The organism is Bacillus sp. MYb78 (assembly GCF_002975115.1).
Taxonomy (GTDB): domain Bacteria; phylum Bacillota; class Bacilli; order Bacillales; family Bacillaceae_G; genus Bacillus_A; species Bacillus_A cereus.
In genome coordinates, this window is the sequence record NZ_PCOB01000022.1 from 1 (window position 1) to 20639 (window position 20639).

Below are 20639 nucleotides of genomic sequence, written 5' to 3' on the forward strand. Positions count from 1 at the left end.
TACGACCGATCGGTTAACAGCCGATAGCTCTACCACTGAGCTACTGCGGAATAATGAAGACAATTTGTATCTTATAAAAATTCTTTCTGTAAGTCAAGAAGTTTTTAACAACATCTTGTTCAAACGTGACATGTTTATAATATACTGGATTGTGTTTTTACTGTCAAGATGTTTTCGATATCGGTTTGAGTTTCCCTTTACACTTTCCGCAGACATATCTTTTTGTATTTATTTGACGCCTTCTTACATATTGAAGTAAACACTCCATACATTCATACTTATAAATCTTTTTTTCCTTCTCTTCATTAATCATTCGTTTACAAAAACGAGGTGCATCAACTTTCTTTAACAACTCACGAAAATCTCTGTCCCTGTGCTTATACCCTCTTCCTGTAATATGCAAGTGATAATGACACAGTTCATGTTTGATGATTCCGATTAACTCCTCCTTACCATACATTTCGTAATATCGATAATTCAGTTCAACATTGTGACTCTTCAACAAATAACGCCCACCAGTTGTACGCAGCCTACTATTGAACGTTGCTTTATGTAAAAACGGCATTCCGAAGTATTGTAGCGATACTTCTTCCACTAGCCGTTGAATTTCTCCCTCGCCCATTCTCATTCCTCCTAAACAAAAAAATATTTTTACACTTTTCACGCTTCTTATACATATATTAAATAGTACATATACCCATCCTCATTCAAGACGCGTGGTTTCTAAAAACACAACATGAATAGAAATCCACTCACCAACCTCTCATCAATAGCACTTTAGATTTTTGAGAGTAGGATTAAACAAGGAGGGATTCCTATGCCTACGTGGCTAAAAAAACAGATGCAACGTGCATATTTCGAAAAAAACCGGTATCAAATTAAATTGCTAAATGAATGCTGGTTTTATTATAGCAAAATACATCAAAACTCATAATCCATTACACTTTTTATTCTATAAAAAAAGAGCAGTTTCATCTGCTCTCTTCTCTTACTATTCAATCGGCAACATAGATAGTGCAACGCGTCCTTTTTTTGTATCAATATCATCTACCCATACTTTTACAATTTGTCCTACTGATACAACATCTAACGGATGCTTTACAAACTGTTTACTAAGCTTAGAAATATGCACTAAACCATCTTGCTTTACGCCTACATCAACAAAAGCACCAAAATCAACAACGTTACGCACTGTTCCTTCTAGTTCCATACCACGTTTTAAATCTTCTAATTTCAAAATCCCTTTTTTCAGAAGTGGTTTAGGCAACTCATCCCTCATATCTCGTTCTGGGCTAATGAGCGCATCTATAATATCAACTAACGTCGGCTCCCCAACCCCCGTTTCTTGAGACAACTTAGAAATCTCTACTTCTTCCAATCTCTTTTGTAATTGCGGTTGTCCTACGTCATCTATCGATAACCCTAAACTCTTCAATAACAATTCAACATTTTTATATTGTTCGGGATGAATACCTGTTCTATCTAATGGATTCGCTCCTTCTAATATACGCAAGAAACCTATACATTGTTCGTACGTCTTTGCACCTAAACGTGGGATTTTCTTTAATTCCGTGCGCTTTGTGAATTTCCCATCCTCTTCTCTCTTTGCCACAATATTTTTCGCAACAGTTTTCGATAAACCTGAAACATATTGTAACAATGCAACCGAAGCCGTATTTACATTAACCCCAACTTGGTTAACAGCTGTCTCTACTACAAATGTTAATGACTCATTCAATCTCTTTTGAGATACATCATGTTGGTATTGTCCAACCCCAACTGATTTAGGATCAATTTTCACAAGTTCAGCCAGTGGGTCTTGCAGACGTCTTCCAATAGAAACGGCACTTCTCTCTTCAACTTGTAAATTCGGGAATTCTTCACGAGCTAAATCAGAAGCTGAATATACACTAGCACCCGCTTCATTTACAATAATATAAAAGACTTCCTGTTTCACACTTTGTAATACATCTACTATAAATTCCTCTGTTTCTCTAGATGCTGTCCCATTACCAATTGCAATCATTTCAACTTGATATTTATCTATAATAGAAAGAACTTTCGTTTTTGCGTCATCATATTTACGAACAGGCGGATGCGGATAAATAACATCAATATGTAGTACTTTCCCCGTATCATCTACTACAGATAATTTACAACCAGTTCTATATGCCGGGTCTACCGCTAGCACGACTTTCCCTTTCATCGGAGGTTGTAATAATAAGTTACGTAAGTTCTCAGAGAAAATGTGTATCGCTTGTTCTTCAGCTGTTTCTGTTAATTCTTTACGAATTTCTCTTTCGATTGAAGATTGAATTAATCGTTTATAACCATCTTCAATCGCTAATTGTACATAATGCGCACTTTTAGAATCGTTATCACGAATTACTTTCTTATATAAGAAATTTAATATCTCATCTACTGGTGGGACAACAGAAACTCTCAATATATCTTCTTTCTCACCGCGATTCATTGCTAATACACGATGTGGTACTACTTTTTGCAATGGTTCTTCATAACTGTAATACATTTCATATATATTCTTTTCATCTTTTTCTTCACCTTTTACAGACGAAGACATAATACCTTTTCTAAAAGTAATATTTCGAATCCAACTACGATACGTAGCTTCATCTGAAATCATTTCTGCAATAATGTCTTGTGCACCTTGTAAAGCTTCTTCTGCAGATTGCACTTCTTTCTCTGCATTAATAAATTCCACTGCCTTTTTAGCCGGATCTTCTTTCTTATATAACAACAACCATTCAGCTAACGGTTCTAACCCTTTTTCTTTTGCAATCGTCGCTTTCGTTCTTCTTTTCTCTTTATATGGACGATACAAATCTTCTACTTCCTGCAACTTTGTAGCTTTAACAATTTGCTGTCTCAGCTCTCCTGTCAGTTTTCCCTTCTCATCAATAAGACGAATAACTTCTTCCTTCCTATCTTCAAGTTGCATCATATATTGCCATCTCTCTAAAATCGCACGAATTTGCACCTCATCTAAAGAGCCTGTCCATTCTTTTCGGTAACGAGCAATAAATGGAACTGTGTTACCTTCTTCTGTTAATTGAATAACATGACGAACTTGCTTTTCGCTAAAGCCTAATTCTTTCACTAACATTTTCATTAACGCTTGTCGATTATCTACCATTTCCATATACAACCGTAACCTCCTCTATAATAAAAAAAAGTTGCCCTTCAAAGAGAGCAACTTAAACTGCCGATTTAAAAATCTATTAGTCCTAAACTAATTTGTAACGCTTCATCTACACGACTCATCATCACTTCATCTAAATGAGTGATTTTGTCCGTTAAGCGTTGCTTATCGATTGTTCGAATCTGCTCAAGTAAAATAACAGAATCTCTCTCAAAACCATACTTTTTCGCATCAATTTCCACATGAGTGGGTAATTTCGCTTTTTGAATCTGTGCAGTAATAGCCGCTACAATCACCGTTGGACTAAAACGATTTCCGATGTCATTTTGAATGACAAGAACCGGACGAACGCCTCCTTGCTCAGAACCAACAACTGGGGAAAGGTCTGCAAAATACACGTCGCCGCGTTTTACAATCAAAATATTACCCCCCGCTAACTAAGCGTTCTACTGTATGAGCTGCTTCATACTCCGCTAAGAAAGCTTCAGATGCAATACCAAGATTAATTTTTCCCATTTCAATATACCCACGTCGCATTGATTCATGTTGGTAGCGTTTCTTCGTCTTATGTTGACGCAATAACAATTGTGTTGCCTGGCAAATTAGTTCATGGCGATTCTTATTCTCTTGTTTTCCAATTCCGTCCAATTCCGTTACCATTTGCTTTGGCAACCGAACCACGATTTCAGTAGTTACACTTGATTCGGACACAAAAATACACCTCCACCGTCAACTACACACCCAAATATATATATGACACCTATTGTAATAATACCATTGTATGGAGCCTGTTGCAAAGACTTCCTTATTCCTTGCTTATGTTTTCCAATTCATAAACAAAACATTCATCTTCTTAAATTTTTTATCTCATAACTAACTAAAAACAATAGAACTCCTCTTCAAAACTTACGTGTAACTTATATAAAAAATGATTATAAGTAAAAAGCTTCTCATCAAAAAGAGCTTATTATCCAGTAATGAACAGTCAATCCAATGACAAGAAGCAATCATACTACCTTCTATATATTGTTCAAGTAATTAATTATCTCTACAACCTTACCATTCCGTATAAATATTCTTGGCACACGGAAACTGATCGTTGCAATAATTTCATAATTAATAGTCCCTGAATATTCCGCAACCTCTGTAGCGCTAATATACTCATCTCCCTGCCTTCCAATAAGCGTAACTTTCGTACCAAGCGGCACTTCACAAGGAAGATGAATCATGAACTGATCCATTGTTACTCGCCCTACAATCGGTACCCTTTTACCATTTATAAGCACTTCAAATCCTTGTAATCTTCTAAGCCATCCATCTGCATAACCAATCGCTACAGTCGCGATCCATTCTTCAGTTTTCGTTCGATAAGTGACGTTATAACTAATTCCATCACCTTTAATCACCTGTTTAATATGAGCTACTTTCGTATGCAGTGATAGCGCCGGTTCTAATTCAAATGGTAAAAAAGGACGTATTTCTACAGAAGGAGATAATCCATACATTGCAATCCCAATTCGCACTGCATTAAATGTAATCCCTTGAAAACGTAACGTGGCAGCACTATTAGCTGTATGGACAAACTTAGGATCCACTCCGAATTCTTTCAACCAACTTAACTGCTCTAAGAACGTATTATATTGCTTATCAAAATACGAAGTCTCAACCTCATCTGCCGTTGCAAAATGCGTGTATACTCCTTCTAACTCTAAAAACGGTGCACCTTCTAAACTCTTTAAAAATGCTTTCAGTTCTTTTCTTTCACGTATTCCAATTCTCCCCATACCACTATCAAAGTTAATATGGAATTTCATTACAGATGAACCATCCCAAAGTTTAATTGCTTCGTCCACCCATTCTTTTTGAAAAACAGTTAGCGCTACATCATTTTCAGCAGCTACATTTACATCACGCGGCGGCGAGGGACCTAACACTAAAATCGGCACAGTAATACCAGCCCTCCGAAGCACTAAAGCTTCATCTAAAAAAGCAACTGCTAACCTTGTTGCACCCGCTTCTAATGCCGTTTTAGCCACCGGTACATAATCGTGCCCATATGCATTTGCTTTAACTACAGCAAAAATCTCTACATCACTTGGGATGAACTCTTTAATATGCGTAACGTTGTTATAAATGGCATCTAAATCCACTTCCACCCAAGTGTCACGGTAAAATGGTGCTTCTTCCATAAATACACTTCCTTATACACGATATGCGAAGCTTATTCTTTTATATGCTTCTTTTATGAAATCCACCTTCAAACTAAGAAAAGACGTGGTGCACATATATCACCACGTCTAAGAAGTTTACTTCACCTGCTTCGCTGTAACTGAACGAGCAACCATTAGTAGCTCCTTCGGCTCTAAACCTTTAGACACGAGCATATATTCTACTCCGTTATGCGACCACGTTACAGAGTCTTTCGTCAATGCACCAATCGTAAACCCAAGATCAACTGGTTCTCCACTTACACTTACCGCTGATGAAGCCTCTGCAACTTTTGCCTTTTCTTGTATTAAAGTAAAGGATTTCTTATTTCCAGTGTATGTGAGTATCGCACGCTTGCCACTGTCTGTCTTCAACTCTTTTTCATCTTGCAGAGTCATACCTTGCGGTGTATCAAGTGGATACAAAATAGCAAACGGTTTGTCTTCTTTTGCTGTTGTTTGAACATCTACCTGCGCTCTAGACATATTTTGTTTCGTATCAAATGCACCTTTATCAAATTTCGCATCGAATTTCACCTTAGAGAAATCTACTTTTACAAGAACATTTTGATCATTATCCATTAACTTCACTGAAACTGGAGTCAAATCGCTCTTCTTCAGCGTAATCTCTTGTTTCGGCAACATATTTTGATGTTGATAGTTTGTTTTTGTTTTAAAAATATAATACTTATCTGTTTTCTCGAAAGTAAGGTTTTTCTTATCCTGCAAAATATCTCTTACAAGTGATTCATATAAATAAGCCTGGCTGCTATTTTGCGGCCAATCACTTTGAAAACGGAAGCTCTTATTAAGTGCTGGCGTTAATACAAATACACCTTCTTCATTTCTTAAAATGATTTGGCTCTGATCTTTTTTTGCATTCTTTAAATTCACACGATAAAAAGACGGTTCCTTATGCCAAATCTCTACATTATACTCCTGAGGCTCATTCCCTGTTTTAATAGATAATTTCGCTTCAGCTTGATAACTTTTCATCCCTTTTACTTTCGCCTCTAAATCTCTCACGACATCATCTTGTTTCTTTTCCACACAACCCGCCAACACAAAAACGGTCAACAAACCGACAAGAACTAAAAACAGACGCCTTTTCATCACTTCAGCCCCTTTGCCCCTATAAATGAATGGAAGATGTACCTTCCTTATCGCTACCTCAAATATATGAGACAAAGATATAAAATATGCAGACTAGCGTGACGAGCTTTCTAAAACAACTTGAGCAACAGCAAATTCCTTACTATGACTAATTGATAAATGAACAACATACTCTGTACTTGTAATCAGCATCGGCTTACCTCTTTCATCATTTTTCACTTCAATATCTAAAAAGCTCACTTCTTTCCCGATACCAGTACCTACAGCTTTTGAATACGCCTCTTTCGCTGCAAACCTTCCAGCTACAAACTCTGTAAGACGACTTCCTTTCAGCTCCATAGCAACATTACGTTCATTTTCTGTTAAAATACGTTCCATAAATTTAAGCTTTCCATCTAGCATTTTTTCAATACGATTTAATTCAATAATATCGATTCCAATCCCTATAATCATTTCAAAATCCCCTTCTTCTATTTAACTTTCTTCTTTCATATTGATAAGAATAACAGAGAATCTTTCTGATGCAAAAGGGGTGATAGTAACCGTATGCTAATAAGATCTACTCAGATTTCTTTACAACCGACTATTCTCACCTTACTTTTTATTCACTTAGTCATGATGATATTAGGCGACTTTTTCCTCTTCCCACTGGCAGCCTCTAATGAATATATCGCTAAAGGAGAATGGTGGCGTGTCATAACTTCCCTTCTGGTACACGTAGACTTACAACATTTTCTTTCTAATAGTATTTTTTTGTTTGCACTTGGTTCTTCTATCGAAAAGCAACTCGGACACTTTTCTTTTTTTATTCTATTTTTTCTTTCTGGAATTTCCGGAAATATTTCTTCTTATATTATTATGCCTCCTGAATATATTCACGCAGGTGCATCAGGTGGTATTTTCGGACTATTAGGCGCACAATTATTTTTATTGTACAATCGATACCGCTCTTCAAAACCAAAAGAAATTGCCATTTTCTCAATTGTGATACTTCTATTACTGCTATTTACTTTCTTTAATCCTTCCGCCAATCCGATCAGTCATTTAACAGGTTTAATAACCGGCGGCATTTTAACTCCTTTTTTAACAAAAAAAAACGATGGTGCAAAGCTTATTTAATATAAAAGCTTGCACCATCGATAATTTCTACATCTACCTGTTCGTTTAAATCCCTCATTAATTGAAATAAAGACTCATCCTTCATCTTCGCCTCAATCATACAATCAATTTGCGGAACACTTCCCTTTATCCTTCTTAAAAAAGATAAAAATGCGTCTACATTAATATAATCTGCATGAGCTCTTGGATCTTTTCCCTCTCTAGGGCTAGAGATATGCATTTTAACCGGTAACAAAGATGTTTCCCACGTATGAACAACACGTGCCCAATCTTCATACCAATCTTCTTGCTCATTATTCATCATATGGTGATGCAAATCAAACACGACGGGAATATCTAATTTTTCTCCTAAATATAATGTTTCCTCTAACGTAAAAGTTGTATCATCATTTTCTAATATAATCATTTCTTGAATACCCCTTGGGACATTAGACCAATTCTCTATAAAACGCTCTAATGCAAGTTCTTTATCTTTATACCCTCCTCCAACATGTAGTACACATCGTTGCTTATGTTCAATCCCCATGCCTTTTAATAATTTTTTGTGCATCTGCAATGTCTTTACAGATTGTTTAAAAACACTCTCCTCAGGTGAATTTAGTACAACAAAATGATCTGGATGGAAATCAATTCGCATATTCATATGAATTGCATATTCACCTAATTCTTTCAATTTTTCTTTTAAAGGACGAATATAGTTCCACTCTAGCAATTCCTCATGATTCGCTAAAGGAATGAGCTTAGAACTAAGCCGAAAGAAAGATATGTCATGTCCCTTATTATGCTTTAATAAACGTAAACAATTTTCCAAATTGGAATTAGCAATTCTTTCAAGTTTACGAATTGCAGCATCACGATCATCTATTTTCTGAAACTGTGCGTACGTCATCGTTTGAGATGGGGATGCATTCTTCAAATGCACACTCATCGCAACGTAACCAAGCCTTACAAGCATATAACAGCCCCTTTTCTATCATAACTACTATGTAGTATGCACAATTACAGAAATAAAAAAAGAGAATGCCAACAAAGGGCATTCTCTTTTTTATTAAGCTTGTGGACGGCTATGATGTTTTCTTTCGCCGCGTCCATTTGAAGATCCTGGGCGACCTTGACCTTCACCTCTACGACCACGACTACCACCATCACGATTACGATCACGGTTTCCATCACGATTGCGATCACGGTTTCCGTCACGATTACGTCCATCACGGTTACGACCATCGCCACCGCCACGTCCGTCACGACTACGATTACGGTTACCATCACGGTATCCGCCTCCGTTACCGCCACGTTTTTTAGAACCGCCACCTCTTGAAACAACTGGTGGTTCTGATGTTAAAGCGATCGGAGTTGTATCCGGCTCTTTAGTCATCATTTTTAAAGCAGCAGCTACTACTGTTACAGAGTCATTCTCTTCTAACATTTCTTCTGCAATACGCTTGTAGTATGATAAGTTCTCATTTTGGATTGTGCTTTGAAGTTTTTCGGCGATTAAACGTTGTTGACCTTCTAATGCCTCATCAAGTGTCGGTGCTTCCATACGATCAACTTTACGCTTTGTTGTGCGCTCGATATTTTTTAATTGTCCTGATTCACGTGGTGTTACAAATAACATTGCAATACCTTTTTTACCTGCACGGCCAGTACGACCGATACGGTGAACGTATGATTCTGGATCTTGTGGGATATCGAAGTTGTATACGTGTGTTACGCCTGAAATATCAAGACCACGTGCAGCAACGTCTGTTGCAACAAGAACTTCAATAGCACCTTCTTTAAATTTACGTAATACAGACATACGTTTCGCCTGTGTTAAGTCACCATGAATACCTTCTGCTGCATAACCACGTAAGTTTAATGCTTCTGATAATTCATCAACACGACGCTTTGTACGACCGAATACGATCGCAAGCTCTGGAGATTGAATATCTAGTAAGCGTGTTAACACGTCAAACTTTTTCTTTTCTTGCACTTCTAAATAGAACTGCTGAATGTTTGGCATTGTTACTTCTTTTGCTTTTACTTTAATGTGTTGAGGCTCAGTCATGAAACGCTCAGCAATACGACGGATTGGATCTGGCATTGTCGCTGAGAATAATAATGTTTGATGTGTTTCTGGCACATCTGTTAAAATCGCTTCAATATCTTCAATGAAGCCCATGTTTAACATTTCATCCGCTTCATCAAGAACAACAGTCTCTACGTTTTGTAAGCGAAGTGTTTTACGGTTAATATGATCTAAAATACGACCCGGCGTACCAACAATAATGTGTGGGTGTTTTTTTAGAGCACGAATTTGGCGGTTAATATCTTGACCACCATAAATTGGTAGAATACGAACACGTTTATGTTTACCAATTTTGTATAGCTCTTCTCCAACTTGAATTGCTAATTCACGCGTTGGCGCGATAACAATACCTTGAACTGCTTCTTTATTTGTATCCACTTTATCTAATAGTGGTAATCCGAATGCTGCTGTTTTCCCTGTACCTGTTTGCGCTTGCCCAATAATATCCTTACCTTGCAATGCATGTGGAATTGTTTCAGCTTGAATCGGCGTAGCCTCTTCAAAGCCCATACTTTCAACCGATTGCAGTAAAGACTCACTTAATCCTAATTCTCGAAATGTTGTCAATGTTACTTCTCCTTTTCTATCCTATACTTATCATTTAAAAAAAGGCGTTTTCCGAATTTGCGGAAAAGCCCTTTTCCTGAATGCTCACGTATATAACCGGGCGTATATTCTTCACGAAAATACTTCTAAACGTTATTACACTTTATCAATTATAAGTTTTGTATGTGTAAAAAGCAAACCCAACTGTTACCTTATTTTATATTCAGGGCCTTTTTCTTTACTTTTATTTTTTTATCATTTACTGTAAGCGCTTATTATAAGTTTCTTCTATTTTCGTGACTATCATCCCTATTTATATACACCAATTATTTCAACATCGTAATTACTTCTTCTAATTTCATACCGCGAGATGCTTTTATTAATACAACATCTTTCGCATCGACTACTGCTTGTAAATCTCTTACTAACTCTTCTTTATTATCATACGCCTTTACACGTTCATTAGGGAAATTAATTTTCGCTCCTTCAGCAATTTGAGCTCCTAATCTACCGTATGTGAATACATGTGAGATTTTTGCTGGATCGATTAATTTACCTACCTCATAATGGAACTGCACTTCTTGATTTCCAAGTTCTAACATATCACCAAGCACAACGATTTTTTTAGTAAATCCATCTAAACCATTCATTAAATGGAATGCTGCCTCCATAGCCGTCGGACTTGCATTATAAGCATCGTTGATAATTGTTAATCCACTATCCGTTTTTACAATCTCCATACGCATGCCCGTCATTTGAAGTGTTACTAAACCTTGTTTCATTTCTTCCCACGTCACACCAAAATGTGTCGCAATTGCCATTGAAGCAAGTGTATTGTACACATTATGTTTTCCTAACACCGGTAGGTAGAATGAAATATTTTCATCTCTATTCATTTTAAAATGTGTCCCAGTTGCCTGTAATGTTACAGTTGTTGGATAGTAATCGTTGGCTCTTGCATCACCAAACGTAACTGTTTCCGCTGCTAAATTCATTTCAGGAACACGATTCGTTAATAACGGCTCATCTCCATTATATACGAACACGCCACCTTCTTGTAACCCTGTAACAATTTCTAATTTCGCTTCAGCAATGGCCTCACGAGATCCTAAATCCATTAAATGTGCTTCACCAATATTCGTAATGATAGCTGCATTAGGACGAGCTAACTTAGATAAAAATTCAATCTCTCCTCGGCTTGACATACCCATTTCTAATACAGCTACTTCTGTATTTTCTTCTAAGTTTAAAATAGTGAGAGGTAACCCAATATGGTTATTGAAATTCCCTTCTGTTTTTTGAACTTTGAACTTAGTCGCGAGAATACTTGTCACAATATCTTTCGTGGATGTTTTACCGTTACTACCTGTCACACCAACAACTTTAACATCCAATTGATCGCGATAGTTTTTCGCTAACATTTGCAGTGCAGATAGCGTATCTTCTACAAAAATAACCGGAAGATTCTCGGGTGGATTTGCTACATCTTTCATCCACAATGTAGCTACAGCTCCATTTTCAACTGCTTTATCTACAAAAGCATGTCCATCGAAACGCTCCCCTTGAATCGGAACATATAAGTTTCCTTTTTCAATTTTTCTCGTATCAATAGACACGCCTTGAATAATAGTTCCCTCATATTGCTCTGCTAATCCAGTACCATTTACCATCTGTTCTACTTGCTTTAACATTCGCTTTATCATATAGAAACGCTCCTTACATAGAGGAAGCACTATTCCTACGAATAGTGCTTCCTCCTTTTTTTGTTAGATTGTATATTTAATTTTTTGTTTTTCTTCGTGACGTTCAATCGCTAAACGAATTAACTCTTCGATTAACTCTGGATACGGTAACCCAGTATGTTGCCATAATAGAGGGAACATACTAAACGGTGTAAATCCTGGCATAGTGTTTACTTCGTTAATATACACTTCTCCGTCTTTCGTTAAGAAGAAATCAGCTCGCGTTAAGCCTGCACCATCTAATGATTGGAACGCAATAATTGCATCACGCTTAATCACATCAGATTCTTCTTCTGTCATTTCAGCTGGAATAATTAACGCCGTATCACCATCGATATATTTCGACTTATAATCATAGAAGTCCTTTTTCGGAACGATTTCACCTACAACTGAACATTTCGGCTCATCATTACCTAGTACCCCAACTTCTACTTCACGACCTACAATATTTTCTTCTACAATAATTTTGCGATCAAATTGGAATGCCTCTACAAATGCATTCTCAAGTTCTTCACGATTTTTACACTTATTAATACCAACACTTGAACCAAGGTTTGCTGGTTTTACGAAACAAGGATATCCTAATTTATCTTCTACTTTAGAATAAGCTTCCTGACGATCTTTTTCCCATGCACTGCGAATGAAAGACGCATATTTTGCTTGTTTTAAACCAGCCTCTGCAAAGATGTTTTTCATAACAACTTTATCCATACCAGCAGATGATGCTAGAACACCATTTCCTACATAAGGAATATTCATCAATTCTAATAATCCTTGAACCGTTCCATCTTCACCGTTTGGTCCATGTAGTAATGGGAAAATAACGTCAATAGCGTTTTCCTCAGAAGCTGCAGATGGAATAATCTCTGTACTTAATGATAACGGAGAAATCGCATTTTCTGCACTACTCATTTTTAAAGCTTCAACATCTGTTACTTCACCTTCAATACGCTCACCACGTACCCATTGACCTTGTTCTGTAATATAAATTGGATGAATCTCGAATTTATCTTGATTTAACGCTTTAATAGCAGCAAGAGCCGTCTGTAACGAAACTTGATGCTCAGCTGATTTTCCACCATATAATAAACCTAATTTAATTTTTGTCACTGAAATCACCCTAACCAATTGTTTTCATTTTTCTATTTTAGCACTTTTTATAAAAATAGGTAGTTCCTATTTGAAATAAAATGTAACTTCCACAAATAATTAAATGACACTACTTATTGGTTTTCTACACTTTTTCTATTTCACTACTATACAAAGGTGAATTTTAAAATGAAATGGTAATCCTATCTAGTTATGTACCTAAAATATGTAGAAATCCCCTTTTTTGTGTATGTCACCTATTTACTAAGAAGATTGTTTGGTTAGTGTATCTTTTTGCCTTTGCTCAACAAGGCGATCTAAAGAAATATATACAATACCTGCAACTACACATCCTACAGCTAAAATTGTAAATAGCAAGTGGCCAAGTAATCGATCTAATAAAAAGCCTCCCAAAAGTGGACCAAATGCGCTTCCTGTAATCCACTGCAAACTTGCAGCGCCCATATAAGTCCCTCTCAAATGCTCAGGGGCCAAGTTTGCTACAAATGTCATCTGTACAGGCGACATAATCATCTCACCTAACGTATATATAGCATAAACGAACAGTAGTGTTATTAAAATAACTGTAGCATTTGTATTAAACTCTCCAAACCACTTCGGTAACCACCCTATAAAAAATAATCCAATCCCGAACAAACATGCACCATATAACATCGTCTTCCCGACTGGTTTATCCGTAGCCCATTTTGAAATTTGAAATTGGAATAAAACAACTAATAGTCCGTTTAACGCCATTAAATATGGATATGGATTATTCGCTCCAAAAATACGCTTCATTTCGTTATCAAAATGTAGTGGCAACATGCCTTCTGTTTGAGAAAACCCCATCGAAATGATAATACCTGCTAATAAGTAAATCATTAATGCCTTATCTCGCATGACAATTTTCCAAACTGCCCCAGATTCCTTTTCTTTATGTTCTTCCTTATCTGTCCTCTTTGGCATCGTCTCTTGAATAAGAAGTAATACAAGTAACGCATAAAATAGCATTGTAGAAGAGGCAATAATAAACACAAGATTCTTTGACAACACAACTACTGATGCTCCCATTATCGGACCAATCGCAGCACCTATATTGTGTCCCATTCGTAATAAACCATATGCCTCTGTTCTTTTTTCTGGTGCCGTTACATCTGCGACCATAGCTGATGCAGCTGGATGAAATAAAGAATTACTCAATCCTAAAAAAATAGATAAAATTGCATATGGAATAAATCCTTCTATAAATAGAAAACCGAGCATTAATAATGCATTACTTGCCATAGAAAATATCATAATCGGCTTTCTTCCATATATGTCAGCAATTCTCCCTCCTATAAGTGAACCAAAGCTTGCAGCAATTGGAGAAAGCGCCATAATAACCCCAACTTCCAACAACGAATCTACCTTATCTTTTAAATATAATGCAAAAAAGGCATTAACATCATCATTGCAATTCCATTTAACGTCTCTCCAATAAATCGAATCCATACGTTACGGTCCATCTCCCTTAACTCACGCCACGTATTTTTCATCATTTCACTCCTTTAGTTAGCCAACAATTATCTTATAATAAGTTCAGAAAAATGTAAATTTTCAAATAAAAAAATCCATTCTAACAGCATTAGAATGGATTTTTTTCGCTTATAAATTCGCAACATCTTCTTCTTTTTTACTATTATTTAAAGCACTATGTTTTCGGCTATATAAGAAGTAAACCGCTATACCAATAACCATCCATATCCCAAAACTAATCCATGCTGTCCCCGATAATTGAAGCATTAAGTATAAACAGAAAATCACTGTTAACGCTGGTAAAAATGGTACAAGCGGAGCCTTAAATGCCCTTGGTAAGTCTGGATGGGTTCTTCTCATTACAATTACCGCAACAGCTACGAGTGCAAATGCTGACAATGTCCCCATGTTTACAAGATGTGCTAAAACATTTAAATCTATTAATCCTGAAATCAGTGCCGCAATAATTCCCGTTGTCCATGTATTTAAAAATGGCGTTTTAAATTTCGGATGAACTTTAGCAAGACGCTTCGGTAATAAACCATCTCGGCTCATCGCATAAGAAACACGAACTTGCCCATACATCATAACTAGCATTACTGTTGTAATCCCTGTAATTGCTCCTACTGAAATTACCCCCGCTAAGCCATCTTGTCCAATAAATTGCAGTGCAAAAGCAACTGGATCTGATATATTTAGCTGGCCGTATGGAACAATTCCTGTCAAAATAAGCGAAACAACGATATAAAGAACTGTACAAATTAATAACGATGCAATAATACCAATTGGTAAATCACGTTGCGGACGTTTCACTTCTTCTGCCGCTGTTGAAACTGCATCAAATCCTATAAATGCAAAGAATACTGTGGCCGCTCCAGCCATTACACCATCTAAACCAAATGGCATGAAAGGCGTCCAGTTTTCAGGTTTCACATAATTAAAACCAGCAAAAATAAAAATAAGAACAACTGCTATTTTAATAAATACCATAACGTTATTTACTCGTGCACTTTCACGAACACCTCTAGATAAAAGAACTGTCATCACTAAAATAATTAGAACTGCAGGTAGATCAATTATCCCACCCTTTCCTGTACCAGGAGCCGAGGAGAGAATAGTCGGAATGTGGATTCCAAACCCCTTTAATAAAGATTGAAAATATGCAGACCAACCGTTTGCTACAGCAGATGTAGCAAGTAAATATTCAAGCATTAAGTCCCAGCCAATTAAAAATGCGAATACTTCCCCCATCGTCGCGTATGTATACGTATACACACTGCCCGAGACAGGAACTGAAGAAGCAAATTCAGCATAACAAAATGCAGCAAAGGCACAAGCTAGCGCGGCAATCGCAAATGATAATATAATAGCTGGCCCAGAATGTTTCGCTGCCACAACACCCGTTAGAACAAAAATACCAGTTCCAACAATTGCTCCGATTCCAAGCATAGTTAAATCTAGCGCGCCCAATGTTCTTGCTAACGTTTTTTGCTTACTTTCTTGCATTAACTTTGCAATTGGCTTCTTTTGAAAAATTTGCTTCATCTTTCACTCCTCCAAGTTTTAAATTTTCTGAAAATTTTTAATTCGCTTTTTTATTTTACTCATTACGCTTTTCCTAGTCAATACTTTTGTCGAAACAAGTAGAAATTCTTCTGAATATGCACTATCCTTATCATTCTTTCTATATATCTTTCGACAACTATTTTTGGTATTATTATACATGTCGATTCCACAAAAAAGGCATGCTCCCTTATTGAGAGCATGCCTTTTTTTACTTATTTCACAGTATATGAACCTTGTTCAATCCAGCTATACATATACTTTTCATCTTCTGTTTCATGTGCTTGTTTTACAATACGAAGCGGACGGAATGTGTCTATCATAACAGCTAATTCAAGTGTCTCTTTCTTCCCTATACTTGCCTCTGTTTTCCCCGGATGCGGCCCATGGGGAATTCCGCTCGGATGAAGTGTAATAGAACCTTCTTCCACACCTTTGCGACTCATAAAGTTTCCTTCTACATAGTAAAGAACTTCATCACTATTAACATTACTATGATAATATGGTGCCGGAATTGACTCTGGATGATAATCGTATAAACGTGGTACGAAAGAGCAAATAACAAAATTATGCCCTTCAAATGTTTGATGTACTGGCGGTGGCTGATGAATGCGCCCTGTAATTGGTTCAAAATCCTCTACATTAAATACCCACGGATATAAATAGCCATCCCATCCAACAACATCTAACGGGTGGTGTCCTAAAACATGTTTATGCATATAGCCTCTTGACTTTGTCATTACGACAAACTCGCCTTTTTCATCATAGGTCTCTAATTTTTCTGGACCACGAAGATCTCTTTCACAAAACGGACTATGCTCTAACAATTGTCCATATTCATTTCGATAACGACGCGGCGTTGTAATTTGGCTATTCGCCTCTACAACGAGAAACTTAGTCTCACCTTCATCTGGAATAACACGATAAATCGTTCCAATTGGGATCGTTACATAGTCGCCTTTTCTATAGTGTATCGTTCCAAACATCGTTTCAATTTTCCCTGTTCCATAATGAACAAATAACATTTCGTCGCCATCACCATTACGATAGAAATAATCCATTTTTTCTGTTGGGCTCACTACTCCAATTAACAAATCTTCATTTCCAAGTATGAAATTTCGTCCACTTATTGCATCACCACTTTTTTTATTTTCTTTCGTTCGGAAGTGGCGATGAGAAAGAGCAACATCCTCTTCATACTGCAACTGACAAGAATGCGATAATGCAGAATGACCTACTTCTGTTGGCATATAGTGATGATACAAAATAGACTGCGTACCAGAAAATCCTTTCGTTCCCATTACCTGTTCACGATAAAGCGATCCATCTTTTTTACGAAATTGTACATGTCGTTTATGAGGTAGTTCTCCCATGTGACGATAAAACATGCCCATCACCCGCTTCCTTTTCTTTTTTGATCGTATTACGTAGTGTACCTAAACCAGTAATCGACAGCTCTACAACATCTCCATCTTGTAGCCACTCTTCTGTACCAAGTTCTAAAATACAGCCTGTTCCTACTGTCCCAGAACCAATCACATCTCCTGGATATAACGTCACGTCCTCTGAAGCACGTTCAATCATTTCAGCAAATGTATAGTAAATATCTTGGAAGTTTCCCTTTGATAATAGTTTTCCATTTACATGAGCAGTCATTTCTAAATCATATCGATCACCATTACGATAAACATCTAATTCCTCTTTCGTAACAAGATGTGCTCCTAACGAAGTTGCAAAGTCCTTTCCTTTCGCAGGACCGAGACCTACTTTCATTTCTGTTGCTTGTAAGTCTCTCGCACTCCAGTCGTTCATAATACAATAACCAAAAATATATTCCTCTGCTTGCTCACGAGAAATATTTCGCCCTTCTTTTCCTATTACGCAAGCAATCTCCAACTCGTAATCAAGCTTTTTAGACTTTTTCGGACCAATTACAAAATCACCGGAACCAATTACAGCACGATGATTAGTAAAATAAAAAACCGGAATATCATACCATTCAGGCACAACATCTAGTCCTCTTCGTCCACGAGCTGTTTTTACATGTTGTTCAAATGCGTAAAAATCTCGAATACTACTCGGATTAGGAAGAGCAGCTGTCAATTGTACTTCTTCTAAAGCATATATACCCTTATTTGGATTCTTAATATTCCGCACTACTTCTACATACTCATCCGTTTTCTCTAAAAAAGCCATTATAGAAGAAGGGATTTTCCCTTCACTAGCAAGATTCATATCTATTACTTTGTCACCTTCAAGCCATCCAGCCCGTATTTCTTTTGAAGGAAGACGAAATGTAACAAATTTCATCCTGATTCCTCCTTATAAAAATGAAATTTCCACCAGCAAAGGGACTTTTGCTGGTGGATATAAATCTTATAAGTTTCCGCGACGCTCTTGTTCTCTTTCAATTGATTCGAATAACGCTTTAAAGTTTCCTTCACCAAATCCACGAGAACCTTTACGTTGAATGATTTCAATAAATAAAGTCGGGCGATCTACAATTGGTTTCGTAAAGATTTGTAGTAAGTAACCTTCATCATCACGATCTACTAAGATCTTTAATTCTTTTAATTTATCAATTTCTTCATCGATTTTTCCAACTCGTGCAGTTAACTCATCATAATAAGTATCAGGTGTATCTAAAAACTCCACCCCATTTGCACGAAGCGCTTCAACCGTTTTAACAATATCACTTGTTAATAAAGCAAGATGCTGTACACCAGCTCCATTATAGAATTCTAGATACTCTTGAATTTGTGACTTTCTCTTTCCGTCTGCTGGTTCGTTAATAGGAAACTTAATACGGCTTCCATTTGTCATAACTTTCGACATTAAAGCCGAATACTCTGTACTAATATCATCATCATCAAAATGAATCATTTGTTTAAAGCCCATGACATTCTCGTAATAACTAACCCACTCTTCCATTTTTTCAACATTACCAACTACATGATCGACAGCAATTAAGCCAGACTCTTCAAATGGAATATTAAACTCTACCTTTTGGAATCCTGGCATAAATGCCCCTTTATAATTTTTACGCTCTACAAGCGTATGAATTGTATCACCATACGTACCAATAACTGCTTTTTTCAATGTACCGTCCTCATCTGTTAATTCCTCTGGTGGAGCAATTGCGACGGCACCACGTTTCACTGCTTCTGAGTATGCTTTATCAACATCATCAACAAGTAGTGCCACATCCTTCACGCCATCACCATGAGTCTTTACAAACTCTGCAATACGATTTTCACTACTTAAAGCTCCAGACACAACAAAACGCATATTTTTTTGCACAAGAACATAAGATACCTTTTCACGGTTTCCAGTTTCTAATCCAGAGTAAGCCACAATTTTGAATCCGAATGCTCTCGCAAGATAATAACTCGATTGCTTTGCATTCCCTACGTAAAATTCCAAATGATCTACATCACGTACTGGAAAAAAGTCCTCCATTTGTGCAGCTAGCGTATCCATAGATTTTTGTTTCATAATATCTTCATCCCCCTGTAAATAGATTAAATGGTCCATACTTAAAACCAACCGAAAACGCTTCCAACATAAATAAATAGAAATTAGTTAGCAAGCTAACAAATTCTGACCTTTAAAATTTTCTATCTTTTCTGTCAAATTCCTCTTTTTTTCTTACATATAAAATTCGACTTTTTTCTCTTTAAAATAAAGTGAAACTTTAATCAGCCCTCACCAATCAGGCTTTTACTCAGTGGATTTTTGATTATTCGTTGAATCAAGTTGCAACCGCAGCGTCTAATTAGCCATGGATGCTAAATAATGAGGTAACTTTAATACTTGAAGGTATATAAGAAGAAAATAAAAAAGACTCCAACATATTAACTGCTTACTAATACGTTAGAGTCTTTATTTTTTTTGAATGGTTGTATTTACATATATCATACTAATACACTTGCAAGGAATAGAATAAATGATGTTAATATTACCGCTCCACCTAAGGATCCTAATAAATCCGTTTTTGTTACTTGAAACACTTGTTCACTGTTCATATCCCTCATTCTCCTTCCATTTTTGTTTGATTTAAAACTTCTATTATACTAATACGCTTGATAGAAATACGATTAATGCTGTTAATACTACTGCTCCACTTGCTGATCCTACGAAGTCACCTTTTGTTACTTGTAATACTTGCTCTTTCATATCTTTCATTCTCCCTTCTTTTTCTTTTGTTACAAAGTTTCTATTATACTAATACGCTTGATAGAAATACGATTAATGCTGTTAATACTACCGCTCCACTTGCTGATCCTACGAAGTCACCTTTTGTTACTTGTAATACTTGCTCTTTCATATCTTTCATTCTCCCTTCTTTTTCTTTTGTTACAAAGTTTCTATTATACTAATACGCTTGATAGAAATACGATTAATGCTGTTAATACTACCGCTCCACTTGCTGATCCTACGAAGTCACCTTTTGTTACTTGTAATACTTGCTCTTTCATATCTTTCATTCTCCCTTCTTTTTCTTTTGTTACAAA

Annotated in this window: 21 protein-coding genes and 1 pseudogene; 2 read left to right on the top strand and 20 right to left on the bottom strand. The window is 36.5% G+C overall.

The genetic code is table 11. The annotated features are described in order from the left end of the window. Nucleotides 1-163 precede the first annotated feature (163 nt). Nucleotides 164-622, bottom strand: coding sequence for a SprT family protein (locus tag CQ064_RS26950; protein ID WP_000503730.1), 459 nt, complete (start codon nucleotides 620-622; stop codon nucleotides 164-166). Nucleotides 623-817: 195 nt separating this feature from the next. Between CQ064_RS26950 and cmpA the strand changes: the two genes are divergently transcribed. Then, nucleotides 818-934 (top strand): cortex morphogenetic protein CmpA, encoded by a 117-nt coding sequence (gene cmpA, locus CQ064_RS26955; RefSeq protein ID WP_001143640.1) that lies wholly within the window; start codon nucleotides 818-820, stop codon nucleotides 932-934. A 57-nt stretch (nucleotides 935-991) separates the two neighbouring features. On the opposite strand, the gene CQ064_RS26960 is transcribed toward cmpA, so the two are convergent. From CQ064_RS26960 to acpS, 6 genes are all read right to left on the bottom strand, one after another. Next, entirely contained in the window at nucleotides 992-3160 is a 2169-nt protein-coding gene (locus tag CQ064_RS26960) for a Tex family protein (RefSeq protein ID WP_000426207.1), read from the bottom strand. Nucleotides 3161-3228: 68 nt separating this feature from the next. Further along, nucleotides 3229-3579, bottom strand: coding sequence for a type II toxin-antitoxin system endoribonuclease NdoA (ndoA, locus tag CQ064_RS26965; RefSeq protein WP_000635965.1), 351 nt, complete (start codon nucleotides 3577-3579; stop codon nucleotides 3229-3231). Between the two features lie 4 nt (nucleotides 3580-3583). After that, entirely contained in the window at nucleotides 3584-3871 is a 288-nt protein-coding gene (locus CQ064_RS26970) for an antitoxin EndoAI (protein WP_000004570.1), read from the bottom strand. Nucleotides 3872-4179: 308 nt separating this feature from the next. After that, nucleotides 4180-5349 carry an alanine racemase gene (gene alr, locus CQ064_RS26975; RefSeq protein WP_000390593.1) on the bottom strand — a complete coding sequence of 390 codons (1170 nt, stop codon included), beginning with the start codon at nucleotides 5347-5349 and terminating at the stop codon, nucleotides 4180-4182. A gap of 117 nt (nucleotides 5350-5466) precedes the next feature. After that, nucleotides 5467-6417 (bottom strand): LolA family protein, encoded by a 951-nt coding sequence (locus CQ064_RS26980; protein WP_002094231.1) that lies wholly within the window; start codon nucleotides 6415-6417, stop codon nucleotides 5467-5469. 156 nt (nucleotides 6418-6573) lie between these two features. Beyond that, nucleotides 6574-6933 carry a holo-ACP synthase gene (gene acpS, locus CQ064_RS26985; RefSeq protein WP_000583419.1) on the bottom strand — a complete coding sequence of 120 codons (360 nt, stop codon included), beginning with the start codon at nucleotides 6931-6933 and terminating at the stop codon, nucleotides 6574-6576. A gap of 93 nt (nucleotides 6934-7026) precedes the next feature. Between acpS and CQ064_RS26990 the strand changes: the two genes are divergently transcribed. Next, nucleotides 7027-7599 carry a rhomboid family intramembrane serine protease gene (locus tag CQ064_RS26990; protein WP_000908526.1) on the top strand — a complete coding sequence of 191 codons (573 nt, stop codon included), beginning with the start codon at nucleotides 7027-7029 and terminating at the stop codon, nucleotides 7597-7599. On the opposite strand, the gene uvsE is transcribed toward CQ064_RS26990, so the two are convergent. The 13 genes and pseudogenes from uvsE to CQ064_RS27060 form a co-directional block, all read right to left on the bottom strand. Then, complete coding sequence (uvsE, locus tag CQ064_RS26995) at nucleotides 7592-8554, bottom strand: UV DNA damage repair endonuclease UvsE (RefSeq protein ID WP_000961144.1); 963 nt, start codon at nucleotides 8552-8554, stop codon at nucleotides 7592-7594. The genes CQ064_RS26990 and uvsE overlap by 8 nt on opposite strands. Nucleotides 8555-8647: 93 nt before the next feature. Then, nucleotides 8648-10237, bottom strand: a complete 1590-nt coding sequence (gene cshA, locus CQ064_RS27000; RefSeq protein WP_000206602.1) for a degradosome RNA helicase CshA — start codon at nucleotides 10235-10237, stop codon at nucleotides 8648-8650. Nucleotides 10238-10542: 305 nt separating this feature from the next. Next, nucleotides 10543-11919, bottom strand: a complete 1377-nt coding sequence (gene murF / locus CQ064_RS27005; RefSeq protein WP_000595969.1) for a UDP-N-acetylmuramoyl-tripeptide--D-alanyl-D-alanine ligase — start codon at nucleotides 11917-11919, stop codon at nucleotides 10543-10545. Nucleotides 11920-11982: 63 nt separating this feature from the next. Continuing rightward, the gene (locus CQ064_RS27010) at nucleotides 11983-13068 is read right to left on the bottom strand and encodes a D-alanine--D-alanine ligase (RefSeq protein WP_000161433.1); all 1086 of its coding nucleotides are present in this window, start codon (nucleotides 13066-13068) and stop codon (nucleotides 11983-11985) included. A gap of 243 nt (nucleotides 13069-13311) precedes the next feature. Continuing rightward, a pseudogene (locus tag CQ064_RS27015) lies at nucleotides 13312-14582 on the bottom strand (MDR family MFS transporter). Nucleotides 14583-14691: 109 nt separating this feature from the next. After that, a complete protein-coding gene (gene bcaP / locus CQ064_RS27025; RefSeq protein WP_000809371.1) occupies nucleotides 14692-16107 on the bottom strand; it encodes a branched-chain amino acid transporter BcaP in 1416 nt (471 codons plus the stop codon). Between the two features lie 233 nt (nucleotides 16108-16340). After that, complete coding sequence (locus tag CQ064_RS27030; RefSeq protein WP_014481934.1) at nucleotides 16341-17513, bottom strand: homogentisate 1,2-dioxygenase; 1173 nt, start codon at nucleotides 17511-17513, stop codon at nucleotides 16341-16343. After that, complete coding sequence (locus CQ064_RS27035; protein WP_000673993.1) at nucleotides 17479-18435, bottom strand: fumarylacetoacetate hydrolase family protein; 957 nt, start codon at nucleotides 18433-18435, stop codon at nucleotides 17479-17481. Before CQ064_RS27035 ends, CQ064_RS27030 begins: the two co-directional genes overlap by 35 nt. Nucleotides 18436-18501: 66 nt before the next feature. Further along, nucleotides 18502-19620 (bottom strand): 4-hydroxyphenylpyruvate dioxygenase, encoded by a 1119-nt coding sequence (gene hppD, locus CQ064_RS27040; RefSeq protein ID WP_000810920.1) that lies wholly within the window; start codon nucleotides 19618-19620, stop codon nucleotides 18502-18504. A 419-nt stretch (nucleotides 19621-20039) separates the two neighbouring features. Continuing rightward, nucleotides 20040-20150, bottom strand: a complete 111-nt coding sequence (locus tag CQ064_RS27045; protein WP_001083691.1) for a DUF3948 family protein — start codon at nucleotides 20148-20150, stop codon at nucleotides 20040-20042. A 43-nt stretch (nucleotides 20151-20193) separates the two neighbouring features. After that, on the bottom strand, nucleotides 20194-20310 hold the full coding sequence (locus CQ064_RS27050) for a DUF3948 family protein (protein WP_000654250.1): 117 nt from the start codon (nucleotides 20308-20310) through the stop codon (nucleotides 20194-20196). 34 nt (nucleotides 20311-20344) lie between these two features. After that, nucleotides 20345-20461 carry a DUF3948 family protein gene (locus CQ064_RS27055; protein WP_000654250.1) on the bottom strand — a complete coding sequence of 39 codons (117 nt, stop codon included), beginning with the start codon at nucleotides 20459-20461 and terminating at the stop codon, nucleotides 20345-20347. Nucleotides 20462-20495: 34 nt separating this feature from the next. Continuing rightward, nucleotides 20496-20603 (bottom strand): DUF3948 family protein, encoded by a 108-nt coding sequence (locus CQ064_RS27060; RefSeq protein WP_000664237.1) that lies wholly within the window; start codon nucleotides 20601-20603, stop codon nucleotides 20496-20498. Nucleotides 20604-20639 lie beyond the last annotated feature (36 nt).

Bases quoted from the DNA above. Each gene is read 5' to 3' on its own strand.
- hppD (WP_000810920.1), bottom strand. From the start codon at position 19,620: ATGAAACAAAAATCTATGGATACGCTAGCTGCACAAATGGAGGACTTT.
- murF (WP_000595969.1), bottom strand. From the start codon at position 11,919: ATGATAAAGCGAATGTTAAAGCAAGTAGAACAGATGGTAAATGGTACT.
- cmpA (WP_001143640.1), top strand. From the start codon at position 818: ATGCCTACGTGGCTAAAAAAACAGATGCAACGTGCATATTTCGAAAAA.
- bcaP (WP_000809371.1), bottom strand. From the start codon at position 16,107: ATGAAGCAAATTTTTCAAAAGAAGCCAATTGCAAAGTTAATGCAAGAA.
- CQ064_RS27035 (WP_000673993.1), bottom strand. From the start codon at position 18,435: ATGAAATTTGTTACATTTCGTCTTCCTTCAAAAGAAATACGGGCTGGA.
- CQ064_RS27030 (WP_014481934.1), bottom strand. From the start codon at position 17,513: ATGTTTTATCGTCACATGGGAGAACTACCTCATAAACGACATGTACAA.
- CQ064_RS27050 (WP_000654250.1), bottom strand. From the start codon at position 20,310: ATGAAAGATATGAAAGAGCAAGTATTACAAGTAACAAAAGGTGACTTC.
- CQ064_RS27060 (WP_000664237.1), bottom strand. From the start codon at position 20,603: ATGAAAGAGCAAGTATTACAAGTAACAAAAGGTGACTTCGTAGGATCA.
- CQ064_RS27055 (WP_000654250.1), bottom strand. From the start codon at position 20,461: ATGAAAGATATGAAAGAGCAAGTATTACAAGTAACAAAAGGTGACTTC.
- acpS (WP_000583419.1), bottom strand. From the start codon at position 6,933: ATGATTATAGGGATTGGAATCGATATTATTGAATTAAATCGTATTGAA.
- alr (WP_000390593.1), bottom strand. From the start codon at position 5,349: ATGGAAGAAGCACCATTTTACCGTGACACTTGGGTGGAAGTGGATTTA.
- uvsE (WP_000961144.1), bottom strand. From the start codon at position 8,554: ATGCTTGTAAGGCTTGGTTACGTTGCGATGAGTGTGCATTTGAAGAAT.
- CQ064_RS26990 (WP_000908526.1), top strand. From the start codon at position 7,027: ATGCTAATAAGATCTACTCAGATTTCTTTACAACCGACTATTCTCACC.
- CQ064_RS27045 (WP_001083691.1), bottom strand. From the start codon at position 20,150: ATGAACAGTGAACAAGTGTTTCAAGTAACAAAAACGGATTTATTAGGA.
- CQ064_RS26950 (WP_000503730.1), bottom strand. From the start codon at position 622: ATGGGCGAGGGAGAAATTCAACGGCTAGTGGAAGAAGTATCGCTACAA.
- CQ064_RS26960 (WP_000426207.1), bottom strand. From the start codon at position 3,160: ATGGAAATGGTAGATAATCGACAAGCGTTAATGAAAATGTTAGTGAAA.